At 37.8% G+C, this 17,343-nt stretch carries 15 protein-coding genes and 1 tRNA gene; 6 read left to right on the plus strand and 10 right to left on the minus strand.

The genetic code is table 11. The features are described 5' to 3' along the window. Nucleotides 1-181: 181 nt before the first annotated feature. The 3 genes from H4J73_RS18340 to aceK form a co-directional block, all read right to left on the minus strand. Complete coding sequence (locus H4J73_RS18340) at nt 182-979, minus strand: M48 family metallopeptidase (protein ID WP_182223341.1); 798 nt, start codon at nt 977-979, stop codon at nt 182-184. A gap of 558 nt (nt 980-1,537) precedes the next feature. Continuing rightward, nucleotides 1,538-1,614 (minus strand) — tRNA-Trp (locus H4J73_RS18345). Nucleotides 1,615-1,779: 165 nt separating this feature from the next. Next, on the minus strand, nt 1,780-3,513 hold the full coding sequence (gene aceK / locus H4J73_RS18350) for a bifunctional isocitrate dehydrogenase kinase/phosphatase (RefSeq protein ID WP_182181920.1): 1,734 nt from the start codon (nt 3,511-3,513) through the stop codon (nt 1,780-1,782). Between the two features lie 240 nt (nt 3,514-3,753). Between aceK and queA the strand changes: the two genes are divergently transcribed. The 5 genes from queA (at nt 3,754) to secF (ending at nt 9,392) form a co-directional block, all read left to right on the plus strand. Then, nucleotides 3,754-4,803, plus strand: coding sequence for a tRNA preQ1(34) S-adenosylmethionine ribosyltransferase-isomerase QueA (queA, locus tag H4J73_RS18355; protein WP_182181921.1), 1,050 nt, complete (start codon nt 3,754-3,756; stop codon nt 4,801-4,803). Between the two features lie 163 nt (nt 4,804-4,966). Further along, nucleotides 4,967-6,082 carry a tRNA guanosine(34) transglycosylase Tgt gene (tgt, locus tag H4J73_RS18360; protein WP_182223407.1) on the plus strand — a complete coding sequence of 372 codons (1,116 nt, stop codon included), beginning with the start codon at nt 4,967-4,969 and terminating at the stop codon, nt 6,080-6,082. 57 nt (nt 6,083-6,139) lie between these two features. Next, nucleotides 6,140-6,475, plus strand: a complete 336-nt coding sequence (gene yajC, locus H4J73_RS18365; protein ID WP_182181922.1) for a preprotein translocase subunit YajC — start codon at nt 6,140-6,142, stop codon at nt 6,473-6,475. 108 nt (nt 6,476-6,583) lie between these two features. After that, entirely contained in the window at nt 6,584-8,431 is a 1,848-nt protein-coding gene (secD, locus tag H4J73_RS18370) for a protein translocase subunit SecD (RefSeq protein WP_182181923.1), read from the plus strand. 13 nt (nt 8,432-8,444) lie between these two features. Further along, complete coding sequence (gene secF, locus H4J73_RS18375) at nt 8,445-9,392, plus strand: protein translocase subunit SecF (protein ID WP_182181924.1); 948 nt, start codon at nt 8,445-8,447, stop codon at nt 9,390-9,392. Between the two features lie 171 nt (nt 9,393-9,563). Here secF and cydB read toward each other — a convergent pair whose 3' ends face one another. From cydB to H4J73_RS18390, 3 genes are all read right to left on the minus strand, one after another. Next, nucleotides 9,564-10,562: a cytochrome d ubiquinol oxidase subunit II gene (cydB, locus tag H4J73_RS18380; protein WP_182181925.1), complete on the minus strand. Its 999-nt coding sequence runs from the start codon at nt 10,560-10,562 to the stop codon at nt 9,564-9,566. A gap of 3 nt (nt 10,563-10,565) precedes the next feature. Then, nucleotides 10,566-11,933 (minus strand): cytochrome ubiquinol oxidase subunit I, encoded by a 1,368-nt coding sequence (locus H4J73_RS18385; RefSeq protein WP_182223342.1) that lies wholly within the window; start codon nt 11,931-11,933, stop codon nt 10,566-10,568. 116 nt (nt 11,934-12,049) lie between these two features. After that, nucleotides 12,050-12,595, minus strand: coding sequence for a GbsR/MarR family transcriptional regulator (locus H4J73_RS18390; protein ID WP_182181927.1), 546 nt, complete (start codon nt 12,593-12,595; stop codon nt 12,050-12,052). A 602-nt stretch (nt 12,596-13,197) separates the two neighbouring features. Here H4J73_RS18390 and H4J73_RS18395 point away from each other — a divergent pair. After that, on the plus strand, nt 13,198-13,569 hold the full coding sequence (locus H4J73_RS18395) for a DUF2750 domain-containing protein (RefSeq protein ID WP_182181928.1): 372 nt from the start codon (nt 13,198-13,200) through the stop codon (nt 13,567-13,569). Between the two features lie 54 nt (nt 13,570-13,623). Here the strand turns inward: H4J73_RS18395 and H4J73_RS18400 are convergent, their stop codons facing one another. The 4 genes from H4J73_RS18400 to cobA form a co-directional block, all read right to left on the minus strand. Next, nucleotides 13,624-14,274 carry a sulfotransferase gene (locus H4J73_RS18400; protein ID WP_182181929.1) on the minus strand — a complete coding sequence of 217 codons (651 nt, stop codon included), beginning with the start codon at nt 14,272-14,274 and terminating at the stop codon, nt 13,624-13,626. A 6-nt stretch (nt 14,275-14,280) separates the two neighbouring features. Beyond that, nucleotides 14,281-15,879 (minus strand): PH domain-containing protein, encoded by a 1,599-nt coding sequence (locus H4J73_RS18405; RefSeq protein WP_259366512.1) that lies wholly within the window; start codon nt 15,877-15,879, stop codon nt 14,281-14,283. Further along, nucleotides 15,872-16,417 (minus strand): PH domain-containing protein, encoded by a 546-nt coding sequence (locus H4J73_RS18410; RefSeq protein WP_182223343.1) that lies wholly within the window; start codon nt 16,415-16,417, stop codon nt 15,872-15,874. Before H4J73_RS18410 ends, H4J73_RS18405 begins: the two co-directional genes overlap by 8 nt. A 116-nt stretch (nt 16,418-16,533) precedes the next feature. Next, entirely contained in the window at nt 16,534-17,340 is an 807-nt protein-coding gene (cobA, locus tag H4J73_RS18415) for a uroporphyrinogen-III C-methyltransferase (RefSeq protein ID WP_182223344.1), read from the minus strand. Between the last annotated feature and the right edge of the window lie 3 nt (nt 17,341-17,343).

Consider the following 17,343-nt stretch of genomic DNA (forward strand, 5'->3'; position numbering starts at 1 on the left):
TTTTAATGGCCTCAACCTCAACCTCAACCTCTAACTCTATATAATACACTTCACCGGTAGATTTTTGATCAGAAAGTTCTCCTAACTAACTAACTGCCGTTTATCATCGCTAGAGTACGTGATTTTTCAGGTAAATTAGCTGGTTGAACATACGTTTCTGCAAAAACAACTTTTTGGCCGATTACTTCAGACTTTTGTTTGTGTATATGAGTGACGTAGCATTATTGACCACTGCAATTTCAAAGTCTTTATTGGATATCCATACTGCATTAGCGGTATTTTTAAACGCAATAGATAACAATATTAGTTGCTTTTTATTGGCTCTAATTGTCTTGTTATGGCGTGTTAAACGCATTTTTTCCTTACGGATGTGGTGGTTTACCGTCAGTAGTAAAATTACTAAAGCGAATATACTAATCACAATAGTCACCAAGCCTTGATTTTTAACGGCCATAAGTTCTACTGTTTTTAACTGATTTTCCGCTTGTAATAAGTTTATTCTTCTTTGTCTTACTTCTGCTTTATATTGATTTTGTAGCACATCAACAGACTTTTGCCGTGCATCATCATTAAGTTTATTTATTAATAAGGTCTGTTTCTCGTAGAAGTCGAAGGCTTGCTGCCACTTTTGCTGCGCTTGATAGGCTTTGCTGATACGTTTGTAGGTTTCTGCTTCAAGTTGTTGAAGCTTTGTCTCTTGATAATAAAATAATGCGCGATTAAAAATAGTTAACGCTTGTGGGGTTTTTCCTTGCAGTAAATAAATATCACCCATAAGACTTTCAGCGCTTATCTGTGACTTTTTATTTTCAGTCGCGGTGCTTGAGTGTAAAGCTTGTTTTAACTGTTGTTCTGCTATTGTGAGTTCATTAACCATAATATAGGTTTCAGCTAAACCAATAATGGCGCCTAAAGTCTCTTTTGGACATTTTTTGTTGTCAGAGTTAAAGTACTGTTGGTCATTTTTAAATTCAACCAACTGACTTTCTTAAGTAAGATATTGAGTGCGAGTATAGATTGTTCTGAATTGATGTTATTTAGGGTTACTTTATATCGCTCTAACCATTGTTAAGCTTTTATTTTATCTATTTTTAATATTGAACTGTAATGTCATTGGTTAATGATCAATGCTTGAAATATATCGTTATCAAGTATCACTGCTTTTTGGAGTAATTGAGCATAACACGGGGCTTTTTCTTGAGGTGATATCGAACTATTATTGCGGATTGATTGATCATGCAGATATAAAACTTCTTCGCTATTACCTTCTGCTGCTATAGAGACAAATATTATAAAATATAAAGTGAAAAATAATAGCGAAGACCCTTTTATTTGAGGTACATTATTAACAATTTTAAAACTTTTCCAGTCAGATAATATGAGAAATAATGAATATACTATAGGTTATATATTGATGACTTCACTCAAAGATAAAAATATTATGAAGGTATGTACAAAATAATTTTTAATTACTTTGTCATAGAATATATTTATTTTGGTTTTAATTGTAATAGCGAGGAAAAGCTATGATAAGAATTGGCAGGGGTGGAGAGATTCGAACTCCCAACCGTCGGTTTTGGAGACCGCTGTTCTACCAATTGGAACTACACCCCTGCAACGGATTCGAATTATACCCAAGCAATTGCAAAGGTAAAGCGCTAACGTAAAAATAAATGAAATAAATGCTCTTTTGCTTAAAATATCAACATTGCGTTGGTTTTAAGGGCAGTTTATTCACTTTAGGTGTTAACTCCCCCTTATTGATAAATTTATGTTTAATTAGTTATTACAAAATCGAAGCGCTTCTGGGTAAGGGAATACATCCTCAAATTTCCCTGCCGCCACATTTTTTTGGCACTGTTGCCAAAAGCTAGCTTGTAATAAATCAGCATGATGAAGTAAAAATGCATTGCGATACTTAGTGTTTGCTAATGCGAAAGTCGCAATTTCTTCAGGAAACATATCGCCAGGGGCCACAGAATACCAAGGTTCTGCTGCATAAATTTGTTCCTCCGTGATTGCTTCTGGCTTGACCCGAAAATTGACTTCGTCCATATAGGTAATTTCATCATAATCATAGAATATAACTCGTCCGTGGCGTGTTACACCGAAGTTTTTTAATAACATGTCTCCAGGGAAAATATCAGCAGCAATTAACTGTTTTATGGCACTACCGTAACCGTACATCGCCTCTTCAATTTCACTATCGCTCGCTTTCGCTAAAAATAAATTAAGTGGGGTCATGCGGCGTTCAATATATAAATGTTTGATGATCACTAATTCGTCTTCAAAACGAATTATAGATTGAGCAACACTGAGCAGTTCATTTAACAGTGCTTCACTGAAGCGGTCTTTTGGAAAAGCAACTTCAGAATATTCCATGGTATCGGCCATTCGTCCGACTCTGTCATGTAATTTTACTAACCTATATTTTCCCTTTACATCTTGTTTTGTCATGTTCTTGCTGGGAGCAAATTTATCTTTTATGATTTTGAAAACATATGGATAAGAAGGGAGGGTAAATACTGACATCACCATTCCTTTAATGCCTGCCGCTAATTCAAACTTATCGTTACTGGCCTCAAGGTGATTGAGAAAATCACGATAAAATTGGGTTTTACCTTGTTTATGAAAGCCAATGGCTGAATACAAGTCAGCTAAGGTTTTATGAGGAATTAATCGTTTGAGAAACTGTACTAATGCAAAAGGGTGCTGACAGTCGACAAAAAAGTAAGCGCGTGCAAAACCAAATACCACCGCCATTTTGGCACCTTCAGTTAATAACGCGTCAATATATAGGCCAGCTTGGTCGCCAGTTTTTTCATTATTAATAATAGGGACAATAAAAGGTGTTTCTCCAGCAGGAGATATAACTCGCCCAATTATATAAGCGCCTTTATTTCGATAGAATATAAAGTCGAGAATATCGAATTTTAATTCGCTGAGTTTATATCGTGTTTTGTGCGCGTGTTTACGAAAAGATTTTATCAGACTCTTGATATCTCTATCTAAATCAACAAACGGCAAGTTGAAGTTTGCGTTAGTCATAATGGTGACAATGGTCTGCTCAAGGCCTAATTCACTGGGAGAATAACGGGTGTAAATCACTGGACTTGAAATGTTTTCTATTTGCTCAACCGTACTTTTGACAAAAATAAAAGCATTATGGTAATACTTACGCTCGAACAAATGACAAAAAATGGAATTATAAAAACTTTCCGCAAGCTCTGGCTGATGGTGTTCTTTTAATAACGCCATGTAGCTTACCTTTACGTTTTGCCATAAAAGTTCATCGAGCTCAGAGATAAAAAAATCTTTTTTTATCGTCTCTAACGTTTCTTCAACACGTTTATCATAAAAGTCGGTTCGACTTCTTGCCGCGTCTTGCACTGCTTGCCACTGGCAAAGTTCAAAGCGTTTTTTTGCTGATTGGGTAATTTCACTAAAAAGATAAATATGACGTTCAAAACCGTTAAGAATAGTTTTGGCGATAGCAAAAGCAATGTTTTTCATGATGATTATTCAACTTAAAATATTCTGATAATTTCAGCATACGATAAATTGCTAAAAAGGGGAGATAAAGTTTCCAATATGATGATTATAAACAAGGTAAATATAGAGCTATTTTATATTTACCATCTATTCATCCTTTATTCCCACCGTATCAGCGTTATTACTTGCTATTGTTGGCGCTGAGCACTAAAATTACGCGTTTTTTATTCTCTTAAAATAGTAGTTTGAATTGGTATTAACATGCGCGTAGCTGACTTTTCTTTTGATTTACCCGAAGAACTTATTGCCCGATATCCGAAAGCGGATCGTACTTCAAGTCGTTTAATGTCTGTTGATGGCAATAATGGCGATATTATGGATCTCGGATTTACCGATATTATTGAACAACTTAATGCTGGTGACTTACTTATTTTCAATAATACCCGCGTTATACCCGCGCGTATGTTTGGACAAAAAGAAAGTGGTGGGAAACTTGAGGTCTTGGTTGAAAGGATCCTCGACGATAAACGTTTTCTTGCACATGTTCGCGCGAGTAAACCACTTAAAGTGGGTAATAAATTAAGGTTAGAAGATAAAGTTTCGGCGACGATGTTGGGTCGACAAGGTGCTTTATTTGAGCTTGAAATACACGGTGAACAATCTGTTTTATCGGTCCTTGAAGCAATAGGGCATATGCCTTTACCGCCTTACATTGATCGCCCTGATGAAGACAGCGACCGCGAAAGATATCAAACTGTTTATAATGAAAAACCAGGAGCAGTTGCTGCCCCTACCGCAGGTTTGCACTTCGACGAAAACTTATTAGAAAAAATAAAAGCGAAGGGTGTTGATCTCGCTTTTATCACTTTACATGTTGGTGCGGGTACTTTTCAGCCAGTAAAAGTTGATGAAATAGCCGACCACATTATGCATGCTGAATATGTTGAGGTTTCTGATGAAGTGGTTCAACAAATAGCGAAAACCAAAGCGAAAGGCGGGCGAGTTATTGCTGTGGGTACTACCTCGGTTCGTTCAATAGAAAGCGCTGCCAAAGCGGCCAAAGAAAACGGTTCAGCCCTTGCTGCTTTTTATGGTGATACTGATATTTTTATTACCCCAGGTTATGAATTTCAAATTATTGATGCATTAATCACTAATTTTCACTTGTCGGAGTCAACATTGTTGATGCTAGTGAGTGCTTTCTCTGGTTATGAACATATGATGGCCGCGTATCAGCATGGTGTTACAGAAAAGTATCGATTTTTCAGTTATGGCGATGCGATGTTCTTAACAAAGAAAACTGAAAAGTAAAAATAGAAATATAAAAATATAAAGCGTATAAGGCGCTTTAATAAGATAAACGTTTAATTATTTACCATAAATAACCGCTAGCCTGTTTCGCTAGAAGGTTTGGAGACAGTCTTAAATGACCGATAAAATAGTAGAAGAAGTGAATAAACCAGTAAAAAGCAAAATGAAATATGAGCTAATCAATACTGACGGTAAAGCGCGTCGTGGGCGTTTAACGTTTGACCGTGGTACGGTTGAAACCCCCGCTTTTATGCCTGTTGGAACATACGGTACGGTTAAAGGTATGAAAATGGAAGATGTTGAAGCAACGGGTGCTGAAATTATTCTAGGTAATACTTTTCACCTAATGCTTCGTCCAGGTACTGAAATTGTTGAACAGTTTGGTGGCTTGCATAATTTCATTAATTGGCAAAAACCTATTCTTACAGACTCTGGTGGTTTTCAGGTGTTCAGTTTAGGTAAAATGCGTAAAATCACCGAAGAAGGGGTAAAGTTTAGCTCACCCATTAACGGTGACAAAATTATGCTTACGCCTGAACGTTCAATGGAGGTACAGCGCAGTTTAGATGCTGATGTTGTTATGATTTTTGATGAATGTACGCCATATCCTGCATCACATGAAGAATCACAAAGCTCAATGGAATTATCATTACGGTGGGCACAGCGTTCTAAAAATGCCCATGGCGATAATCAATCAGCTTTGTTTGGTATTGTTCAAGGCGGCATGTATGAAGACTTACGAGAAGTTTCAGTTAAAGGCTTAAAAGCGATTGAGTTTGATGGTTATGCGATTGGTGGTTTGTCAGTTGGCGAGCCTAAAGAAGATATGATCCGCATTCTTGATCACACGACGCCCTTGATCCCTGAAAATAAACCCCGATATCTTATGGGGGTTGGAAAACCAGAAGACTTGGTTGAAGGTGTTCGTCGCGGCATTGATATGTTTGATTGTGTTATGCCAACACGTAATGCTCGAAATGGTCACCTATTCGTGACTAACGGCGTTATTAAAATTCGTAATGCCAGCCATAAAACAGATACAGGGCCACTAGACAGTGAATGTGACTGTTATACCTGTAAAAACTATTCACGTGCTTATTTACATCATTTAGATAAGTGTAATGAAATTCTAGGCTCACAATTAAATACTTTACATAACTTGCATTTTTATCAGCGTGTTATGAAAGGATTGCGTGCAGCTATAGAGCAAGGTAAGTTAGATGCCTTCGTGAGCGAGTTTTATGCGCTACGCGGGTTACCCGTTCCAGAACTAAAATAGCTATTTATAGAATTAAAAGAATCATCCATTTATTAACAATAAAAATCAGAGGAAATTATGAGTTTATTTATCAGTGAAGCACACGCAGCATCAGGTTCAGTCGCAGGTGCTGATGGCACATCAATGTTGATCATGTTAGCCGTTTTTGGCTTGGTTTTTTACTTTATGATCTATCGCCCACAAGCTAAACGTGTAAAAGAGCATAAAGGCTTAATGTCAGCATTATCAAAAGGTGATGAAGTCTTAACGCAAGGTGGCATTGTTGGTAAAATCGTCAAAGTTTCAGATGAAAAAGATTTTATCGTAGTAAGTGTTGCAGAAGGAACTGAAGTTGTTCTACAAAAAGCAGCAATAAACGCGGTATTACCTAAAGGCACAATGAAGTCATTGTAATTGTAAGTTGTCGTAGGTTAGTTATTTGCTTGACGCATAGCTAAACATGTTTGGCATGACGGTTGACCTACAACGACTTAAAAGAATGTTAATAAAAAGGATGAACTTGTGTTAAACAAATACCCCTTATGGAAAACACTGATGGTGCTATTTATAGTGGCCTTTGGTGCTTTATATGCTTTACCTAATTTATACCCTGAAGACCCTGCTGTGCAGGTTTCAGGTTTGCGTGGCGTTGAAGCCAATGCTGCAACGCTTGAGAGCGTAAAGAATGGATTGACTGCAGATAACATTTCATTCTCAAGTATTGTGCTTGAAAGTGGTCAATTACTTGTCCGTTTTAGTGATACAGAGCAACAACTTCGTGCCCGTGATTTACTTGAAGAAAGTCTAGGTGATAAGTTTTCGGTGGCCTTAAACCTTACACCGGCAACCCCTGCATGGTTAGCAAGTGTTGGCGGTACACCGATGAAGTTAGGTTTAGATTTAAGTGGTGGTGTTAGTTTCCTAATGGAAGTGAACATGAGCGAAGCCATAGTTAAAGCGCAAGAAGCGTTAGTTGACGACTTTCGTACCGATTTACGTGGTGAAAAAATTCGCTACCGTAGTGTTAAAAAAGCGAATGATTCAATTAATGTTCAGTTTCGTAATGTTGAAGATTTAACTGCCGCTCATGACTTTTTGAAAAAACGCTACCGTGATTTTTTAATGACAGAAAATACTGATAATTTAACGTTATCAGCAAAAATGACGGATCAAAAGCTTAAAGAAGTTCGCGAATATGCCCTACAACAAAATATTACTATTATTCGTAATCGTGTTAATGAATTGGGTGTCTCTGAGCCGCTTGTGCAACGCCAAGGCCAAAAACACATCATCATTGAATTACCCGGCGTTCAAGATACAGCTAAAGCAAAAGAAATTTTAAACGCGACTGCTACTATTGAATTCAGACTGGTTGATACCGATGGCGACTTAAGTGCTGCACTCAACGGAAGAATACCGGCGAGTTCAAAGTTATTGTATGAACGTGACGGCACCCCTGTTTTATTGAAAAAACGCGTGATGCTAACCGGTGATCATATTGTTGATGCGGGCTCGAGTTTTGACGAATACAGTCGTCCACAAGTTAATATTTCACTTGATTCTGCCGGTGGCGGAAAAATGTCAAACGGTACTAAAAGTAACATTGGCAAACCAATGGCGACCGTATTTATTGAATATAAGCCGACTGACCGTAAAGATGCTGAAGGTAATACTATTTTTGAAAAAATAGAAGAAGTTATCTCTGTAGCAACCATTCAAGCGCGTTTAGGTAAAACCTTCCGTATTACTGGGGCGGGCAGCCAAAGCGAAGCACATAATTTAGCGTTATTATTACGTGCTGGAGCGTTAGTTGCGCCTATTCAAATTGTAGAAGAGCGAACCGTTGGCCCAACATTAGGTGCTGAAAATGTTCAACTCGGCTTTCAAGCTATTTTAATGGGTTTTGGTTTAGTCTTTATTTTTATGATTATTTATTACCGTGCTTTTGGTGTGGTCGCAAATTTAGCGTTGGGCGCTAACTTAGTCTTAATTATTGGTGTGATGTCTTTAATTCCAGGGGCAACGTTAACGTTACCGGGTATGGCAGGTATTGTATTAACGGTTGGTATGGCCGTCGATGCTAACGTACTTATTTTTGAGCGTATCCGAGAAGAAATGCGTGATGGTAAATCGGTTCAACAATCTATTCATCAAGGGTATGATGCGGCATTTTCAACTATTATTGATGCCAATATCACTACGCTGATTGCGGCGCTTATTTTGTATGCTATTGGTACAGGTCCGATTAAAGGCTTCGCGATAACCTTATCTATCGGTATTCTTACCTCAATGTTTACTGCGGTTGTTGGTACACGAACCATAGTTAATATTGTTTGGGGCGGAAAACGTCTCGACAAACTTTCAATATAGGGCGCAGATATTTATGCAAATTTTACAAGTAAAAGAAACTATCGCCTTTATGAGCTACCGCAAGGGAGCATTGATATTTAGTATTTTATTGATGCTTGCTTCAGTATTTTCATTAGCGACCAATAAATTAAACTTCGGCCTAGATTTTACGGGTGGTACGTTAATTGAGGTGGGTTTTGAGAAAGCCGCTGATTTAAATAAAATTCGTGCAGTCATGGACAATAGTGGCTATCCCGATGCTGTTGTGCAGTTATATGGCAGTAGTCGTGATGTGGTTATTCGTTTAGCTGAGCGTGAAGGTTTAAACGTTGAGATGCTTGGCAATGAAGTACTCAGTGCTTTACAAAAAGGCACAGGGCAAAAAATGGAAATGCGCCGTATAGAATTTGTTGGCGGCAGTGTTGGCGATGAATTAGCAGAGCAAGGCGGTTTAGCGATGCTAACCGCACTGATCTGTATTCTTGTTTACGTAGCATTTCGCTTTGAATGGCGTTTTGCTTTAGGCTCGGTGTTTGCGTTGTTTCATGATGTATTGTTAACGCTTGGTTTGTTTTCGGTGTTAAAACTTGAGTTTGACCTGACAGTACTCGCGGCAATTCTCGCGGTTATCGGTTATTCACTCAATGATACCATCGTAGTTTCTGACCGTATTCGAGAAAATTTTCGGAAGTTACGTGAAGGTGGTCCGGCAGATGTTATCAATATTTCATTAACGCAAACGTTAAGTCGTACGTTTATCACGTCAATAACGACGTTATTAGTACTCGCTGCGCTATTCTTTAGAGGTGGTGAGCTTATTCATGGTTTCGCAACCGCGTTATTATTTGGTGTGTTTGTCGGTACTTACTCGTCTATCTATGTAGCAAGTTCTGTTGCGCTTGCTTTTGGTATTTCTAAAGAAGATTTGATACCAGAAGTTATTGACAAAGAAGGTGCAGATCAAGAAGAGATGACACCTTAACTCAGATTAAGACTATGAGTGTTTAACCAAAAGCCGAGTATGATACTCGGCTTTTTATTGCCTAATGAAAGCTGATGGGAACAGCCAAAGGATAAAACGATGAATGGATACTTAGGCGTAATAGCTTATCCACTCTATATTGATACTCACGTTAAGTTATAAGATGAACCGTTAATGGTATCTTAGCTCTCTTACCTTGCCCCAAAATACTCGATAAGAAAACGCGGTATAACTAAATATTACCGGGACCACAATGATAGTGCCCCACAAAACAAAGTTTAAAGATTCAGGTGCTGAGGCTGTTTCCCAGATAGTCAGCTTATTTGGCACAATATAAGGGAAAAAGCTAAAAGCTAAACCAAAGAAACATAAAGTAAATATTACAACCGCAGCTACAAACGGGCGCCAACAACCTTTATCATTGACCTTAGGTAACTGCTTCAATTGAATAAAGCTAAAAATAAACAGCGCAAAGCAAATAAAAGGTAAAGGTAATATTATGAATGCATTAGGTAAAGAAAACCACTTGTCATAGACATTAGGATTTATTAATGGGTTAACGAGCGATACCGAAATAACACCGATAAAACAAACCAAAGCTGTTTTTTGAGCCCAAGCAACGGCTTGTATTTGTAACTCGCCTTCAGTTTTCATAATTAACCAACACGCCCCTATATAACTATAAGCGGCAGCAACACCAAAGGCACTTAATAAGCTAAAGCTGTAAGCGGCTAAAGTGCTTTCAAAGCCCATAACATACATGCCTAACATATAGCCTTGGCTTAGAGAGGCAACCAGTGAGCCTCCTTTAAAGACTCTGTTCCAAGTAGGTTTATGGCTAAAGGCGGCTTTAGCACGAAAATCAAAAGCCACACCGCGCAAGACTAAGCTAATTAACAAAATTGCGGTTGGTAAGTATAATTCTTTAAATATATAACTGTGTGCTGCTGGAAATGCGATAAGCAATAAGCCAATTGCGAGTACCAGCCAAGTTTCGTTCGCATCCCAGAATGGGCCAATTGACGCTATCATTGTATCGGCGTTGTCTGTTTGATCAAGAGGGAGCAATATGCCAACCCCCAAATCAAAGCCATCTAATACCGCATAAAGTAAAATTGAAAAGCCCATCAATGAGACAAAAATGATTGCTAATGTATATTCTTCAAACATAATCTAGCCCTCAACCGTGTTTTTTGAAGTATTAATTACCGGCTTAACCTGTTCATCAATACTGATTTCTTCTATTTCAATGGCACGTCCAGCCATAGTGAAAATGGTGTGTAAATAAGCAACCATAATCACAACGTATAAAACCAAATAAAGCGTTAGCGTAATGCCTACGTTTTCTGGTGCTATATCAGTCGCAGCATCTTTCACCGTTAAAATTCCTGTTACTAACCAAGGTTGGCGGCCAATTTCAGTGACATACCAACCCGCTAATGTCGCTATCCAGCCAGAAAAACTCATCACAACAAGGGTTTTTAACAACCAAGGAGATAATTGATTTTTGCGCCATAATATAAAGCGGCTAAGCCAAGCGATAGCAAGCATCAGCATACCTAAGCCCACCATAATTCTAAAAGCAAAAAACACAGGCGCAACGGGGGGGTGATTACCTTCAAATTCGTTTAAGCCTTTTATTTCGCCATCTAAATCGTGCGTTAATATAAAGCTTGCCATCTTAGGGATTGCGATTTCAAAATGATTGGTCTTCTGCTCTTCATCAGGTAGGGCAAATAATAATAAAGGCGCTCCTTTTTCGGTATGCCAAATGCCTTCCATTGCTGCAATTTTTTGTGGTTGATGTTCTAACGTATTTAAACCATGCATATCGCCTAGAAATATTTGGGTAGGCGCAAGTATAGCCGCTACGGTTAATGCTATTTTGAGAGTTAATTTAGGCGCTTTTTTATCGTCACCTTTTAGTAAGCGATAAGCACTAATGCCTGCTACCAAGAAGGCGGCGGTTAAACCTGATGCAACAAGCATGTGAGATAATTTGTAAGGGAACGATGGGTTAAAAATAATAGCGAACCAATCAACTGGATAGGCTACACCATCTCGCATTTCATGGCCTTGAGGGGTTTGCATCCAAGAATTGAGCGCTAAAATCCAAAAGGACGACAAACTGGTGCCAAAAGCAACAATTAACGTTGATAGCGTATGTATTCGAGCGGACACTCGATTCATACCAAATAACATAATCCCCAGAAAGCCAGCTTCTAAAAAGAATGCGGTTAGCACTTCATAGCCTAATAATGGACCAGCAATATTACCGACAGTTTCCATAAACTTTGGCCAGTTGGTCCCAAATTGAAACGACATGGTAATACCGGTAACTACCCCTATTGCAAAGGTGAGGGCAAAAATTTTAACCCAAAAACGGTATGCGCGCATCCACACGGGATCACCTGTTTGATCAAAACGTAATTTGAAGTAAAACAAAAACCAGCTAAGAGCGATGGTTATTGTGGGGAAGAGAATATGAAAACTAATATTAGCGGCAAACTGTATGCGTGAGAGCATTAAGGTTTCTAACATGATTTACTCCATAAATCCGTTTGAACACTGTTATGTGTTAATAGGATTAACGTATTAACGTGATAATTTTTACCACTTTGGATGCTTTTAAATGGTTAAAAATAGTAAAGTGTTTTTTAGCTTTTTTTCATAAACTTATCCTTCATATCTATAACTTTGCTTACACCAGCCCCAAGCTTCATCAGGGTGTTGAGTTTATCAGGGCTCATACTTTGTAGCTCTGAAGCCCAATGAGTCATAGTTTCCAGCAGATCATGCATTTCATGCATTCTTTCTTGTGCATATTGCTCTTGAGAGTTGGCGGGTTCGTCTAATAAATTATCGCGTAGCAATGATAGTGTTGGGTCAACTTCACGTTTGCGACGCTCTTCAAATATGCGTATTGCCATTTCCCAGATAGACCCAGCAGGCGAGTAATATTCTTTGCGGTCTTTAGGTTTATGCTGAACTTGTACTAACCGCCAAGACTGTAATTCTTTAATACCCATGCTGACATTGCCACGAGAGATATTGAGTGCTTCAGATATTTGTAGCGCGGTAAGTGGTTCGTCATGAATGGTTAGTAGGCCATACATTTGACCAACAGTACGGTTAAAGCCCCAGCGACTGCCCATTTCACCACAGTGCATAACAAACGATTCAATTTTAGTTGTCATTATCATAATTGTGTTTTCTGAACTTTCAGTAATTTCTGAAAGTTTAAACTGTTCTTGATTTAGATCAAGCTTTATTTATGTCTTTGGGTGCTTTATATGGTTCTATTTATGAGGAATGCACCTTAAAATAAGGTGGGGATAAAGGCGTTATGAAAGTTGATTTTCTTAGTGAGTGCTTTAATTCTTTTAACGTTAAGATCAACGCATTTAAACCCTTATTATATCAATGACACCTCATTAAAATTAACACGTTACTATTCGCTTTGGCGAAGGGAGTACTTAAAGATTAACCGGTAATTAATATCTCGCATGCATAACATTATTACGATAAAGATGAAATTTTATAATACTAATTGAAGAATCATGGGGTTTATATGAGTTTTTATGATTACAGAAAAGCTTTACATGATAGTATTTTTTAGGGGCAAAGCTCTTAAACCAAACGTTTGTTACTCTCTTGCAAATGTTTTTTACGCCGCGTAACTTACGCGGCTGTGTTTGCCTAACAGATAATCCTAAAGTCCTTTTTATCATAAATTGTTATGTTAGAAGCGAGTACGGTGTGAGATAATTAATGCCTGCTCATCACTTAATTGATATAAATAATTATGAATACAACAATTTTAAGCACCTTTTTAGCCGACGTTAAAACCGCACAATCGTTTTGGGCACTGCAAGAAAAGTCAGGAGAAGATTGGGTGGTACTTGACTCAATTAACTTTGAAAACACTGACGTTATGCCATTATGGTCAAGCGAAGCACTTGCTCAAACACATTGTATTGATGAGTGGCAAGCATATGTACCGACTAAAATAACGTTAAGCGACTGGTTAGAGTTTTGGCTTGAAGACCTTGGTGAAGACGGCGTTATTGTGGGTATTAATTGGCTAGAAGAATCAAATCAAGCTGAGGATAATGAGTACGTTGAATTAGACCTAGCTGAATTTAGCCAAGCACTTGCTGAAATTGAAGCCTTGTAAAATTCATAAAAAGCGCATGTTGATTTTATGTTTATAAAACTCAATGTGCTGTTGTTATTCTGCTGACAATTCTAAATAGTCTAATAAACTCATGCGGCCATTTTTGGTTGACTCTATTTTTCGCTCATGTTTTAAATCCTTCCATGCGGTAACTTTTCCACCACTATTGAGCTTTTCAAAAATCCCTGTATTACTCCCTTGCGCTATTGATAAAAAACTGATCAATTGTTGGTAACTCGCTGGCTGGCTAACATCTATTGTGAGTAAGTCTTGCGTGCGCTCAGAGAAATATTGCAGCACTTCATGGTTGTGTTGCAAGTAACAACGGGCTAAAAACATGTCATTGTTGATATTTTCTAATGTAAAAGGTGAAAATGTACTTACGTAGCAACGTTTAATAATAGTATTAAAACCACCGTCAGCACGCGTCACATTAATATACATACGTTGTAGCAACTGTTTAATTGAGGGTAACCACTGGTCAGATTTTCGCGCTAAGTAAATAAATTTACTGTTAGGATAAAATTTATCTAAACGTTTAAAGTCAGCAAAGATGGGGGTGTCGGCAATGACTTGTGCTTGATCAAACGTTTTTTGTGTATAAGCGGTATGCGCAACGGTATAGCCTAGCTCAAGCATTGCTGCACAAATACTGGTGGTGCCAGAACGAGGTAAGCCGATAATAAATATTTTAGTATTATTCATTAAGGCCTACATCCAAGACTTTTGACTGCTTTCTACTTGGTAAAGCACATCGTCGAGTAATTGATAAGCAAGCTTTTGCTTGATAAAAGGAATGTCCTGAGCGCCTGCAGCGAGTACGATTCTTATTGAACTGAGCTGGTGACGCTCTTGGAACCAACTTTGTTTACATTGAACTTGTTGAGTTTTAAAAATAGGAAAACAGGTATAGTCGACACCAAAATAGCCTTTACGAATATAAATTAAATCATCATCTTTAGCATAGCCCCATCGTAGCCAGCGCATAAAAACTAATACACTCATAAATAAATAACTGGGCGTTAACACCATTAAAAAATTAGCTTTATCAAGGGTGATAAAAAGAACGGAAAGTAGAATAAACATGGGTGAAAGAATATAACCAATATTGCGCAGTAAAAAGCGTTTGCTAATACGGTGGTAATCGATACTCATCATCTTATTATTAGGGTAAACATCGTTTATTAAGGTCAAACACTCATTTGGGTTGATTGACGGCACAATAATACGACTATTTTGCGCACTCGCTTGATATTGATTTAATGCACTATTGCTTTGCTCAAATTTAAGGTTAATACGTTTTAGTATCACATCAAGCCAATCTTGTTGGCGAACCACCATTTGTAAACGTGATAAACGCATGATCACTTCATATTTGGTTAATAGCCCACTGCGACGAATATAACGGTCATCTACCTTACTTAAGGTGAAGTTGTAAAAGGTAATAATAGAACCTGCAATAGAGAATAGCGTAAAAGGTAATAAAATAATAAAAGTTAAGGTCAGTGCGTATAAACCAATTTGCCACATCGGCTTATCTGAAAAGGTAAGGAATTTTTCGAGGTCAATACCTAAACCGTTAAAAAACTCAACAATATATCGTCCAAAGTCATCAAGAAATGGTGCTAAACCGCCCATAAAAATCCAAATTCGGTTGTTGGTTATGCCATGAATAACAAGATCAGTGATACCACGAGTATTTAAAATCACTTCATTGTTTTTATTATTTGAAGTTGAATCTTTTACTGTATTGGTACTTTCACCCGCGATAGTCGAATGGGCAACTTGGTGTTGAGCTAAAATTTCTTTTTTAAGTTGTTCTGCAAAATCTATTTTTAAGGCGACGACCTTTGCTTCTTGTTTCGCAGAGCCTGCTGTATCAAGTTGTAAGCAAGTAAAGCCAAAAGGTCGATAATATATAGGTTGCTCAAGTTTTACGTTTTGAATTTTAGCAAAAGGCAAGTTAACGTATTTCTTTGAAATTACCCCCGAACGTATTTCAATATGATCTTGATATAACCGGTATTGAAAGAAATAAAAACTTAAAAAGGTAGAGGTAATGATAACCGCGAGCACGCCTAAACCTATAGGCAGCCATAGATGGGGATGCGCGATAAAATTATCATAGCCAATATATAATGCGGGTAAGAACACAAGGATATTACTTAAAAATCCAGCAACAAATTTAGCTAAAAAATAAATAATAGCGATAGGTGATATACGTTGCCAATCTTTAGTGTTTTTTATCGTTTTATTCGGTTGCGTTGTCGCATCTGAGTTGTTATTTAGGGTTTCTGTTGATTTATCCATGATGATTAACATCTTTGTGGTCAAGAATAAATTGGCGAATGCTCTCCGCTTTCTCTAGTGGTAACCCCGGAATTTCAAATGTGTGCATTGCGCCACCTGCACTGAAAACCTGTAGTGTAGCTAAACCTATTTTACGGTCAATAGGGCCACGTTTTAATTCTACATGTTGAATACGTAACATTGGTTGGCTAACCGTTTTACGAAAAACAACACCGCTTTTATAGCTAAGATCTTGTTCACGAAGTGCATAAAACTTTTGTTTGTCAGCAACAATAGTGTAGAAAGTACTGATAAAACCCACTAGGGCTGTAGCCCCAATAAAAAAACTAACAACGTTGTTTGCCGTCGTCGATAGCGGAATAAAACGTTGTAGTAGAGCTATAAATAATACTGAAATAATAAAAAGTGTAGAAAATAAACTGATATAACGATTACTTTTCGCATAAAGGGGGGATAAATGTTCAAAGCTCAGCTTAGTTAAGTGTGGTAAATCTTCACTTGGTAATACGGAGTTTGAGAAATTGGCGGTTCCCTGCATAGTATTTATTCCTGTCATTTAAAGTGATTACGATTTTTATCAGGGGAATGTTAAGCCCAAGGTAAAATATCATCAATAGTGGTGAAGCACTGAGCGTGAAGTTTACTGCCCATTTATTATTTTGGTGATAAATAACCTAAATTTATTAAGTGTTTTTCATCAAAAGTGTTAACAACATCACCAATAATCACCAGCGTTGGTGGTTTTATGTTATGCAACTCAACCAGATGATTTAACCCTGCTAAAGTGCCTCGGTAAACATGTTGTTCAGGATTTGTGCCTTTATAGATAAGGGCTGCTGGCGTCGAAGCTATACGACCGGCTTTAATGAGTTGCTCACTAATTATCGGTAAACTTTTAATGCCCATGTAAAAAACGACAGTTTGTTTATTATCAGTGAGGGTGTGCCAAGGTAGTGATAATTCCCCGTTGTTTTGTACATTGCCGGTAATGAAAGTACAACTTTGAGCAACTTGTCGATGAGTTAAAGGTATGCCAACATAACTTGTACATGCAGAAGCCGCTGTCATTCCAGGCACAATATGACAGGCAATATCATGTTTTAATGCAAATTGTGCCTCTTCGCCACCCCGACCAAAAACAAATGGATCGCCACCTTTTAAACGTAATACTTTTTTATTTTGCTTCGCATGATCAACTAATAACTGATTAATATCATCTTGAGGTACTCGATGCTCAGCTTGTTTTTTCCCCACATAAATACGCTCACAATTTTCAGGTAATAACGCTAAAATTTCTGCGCTTACTAGGCGGTCATAAATAACAACTTCCGCTTGTTTGATAAAGCGAAAAGCTTGTAAGGTCAGTAATTCAGGATCACCCGGACCTGCGCCAACTAAGGCAACCTCACCACAAGAGAAAGGTTGTTTTTTTATCGGTGCATCGGGTATCGTTAAGGTCATTAA

The organism is Colwellia sp. MB3u-41 (assembly GCF_014076845.1).
In the GTDB taxonomy this organism is placed as follows: Bacteria; Pseudomonadota; Gammaproteobacteria; order Enterobacterales; family Alteromonadaceae; genus Colwellia_A.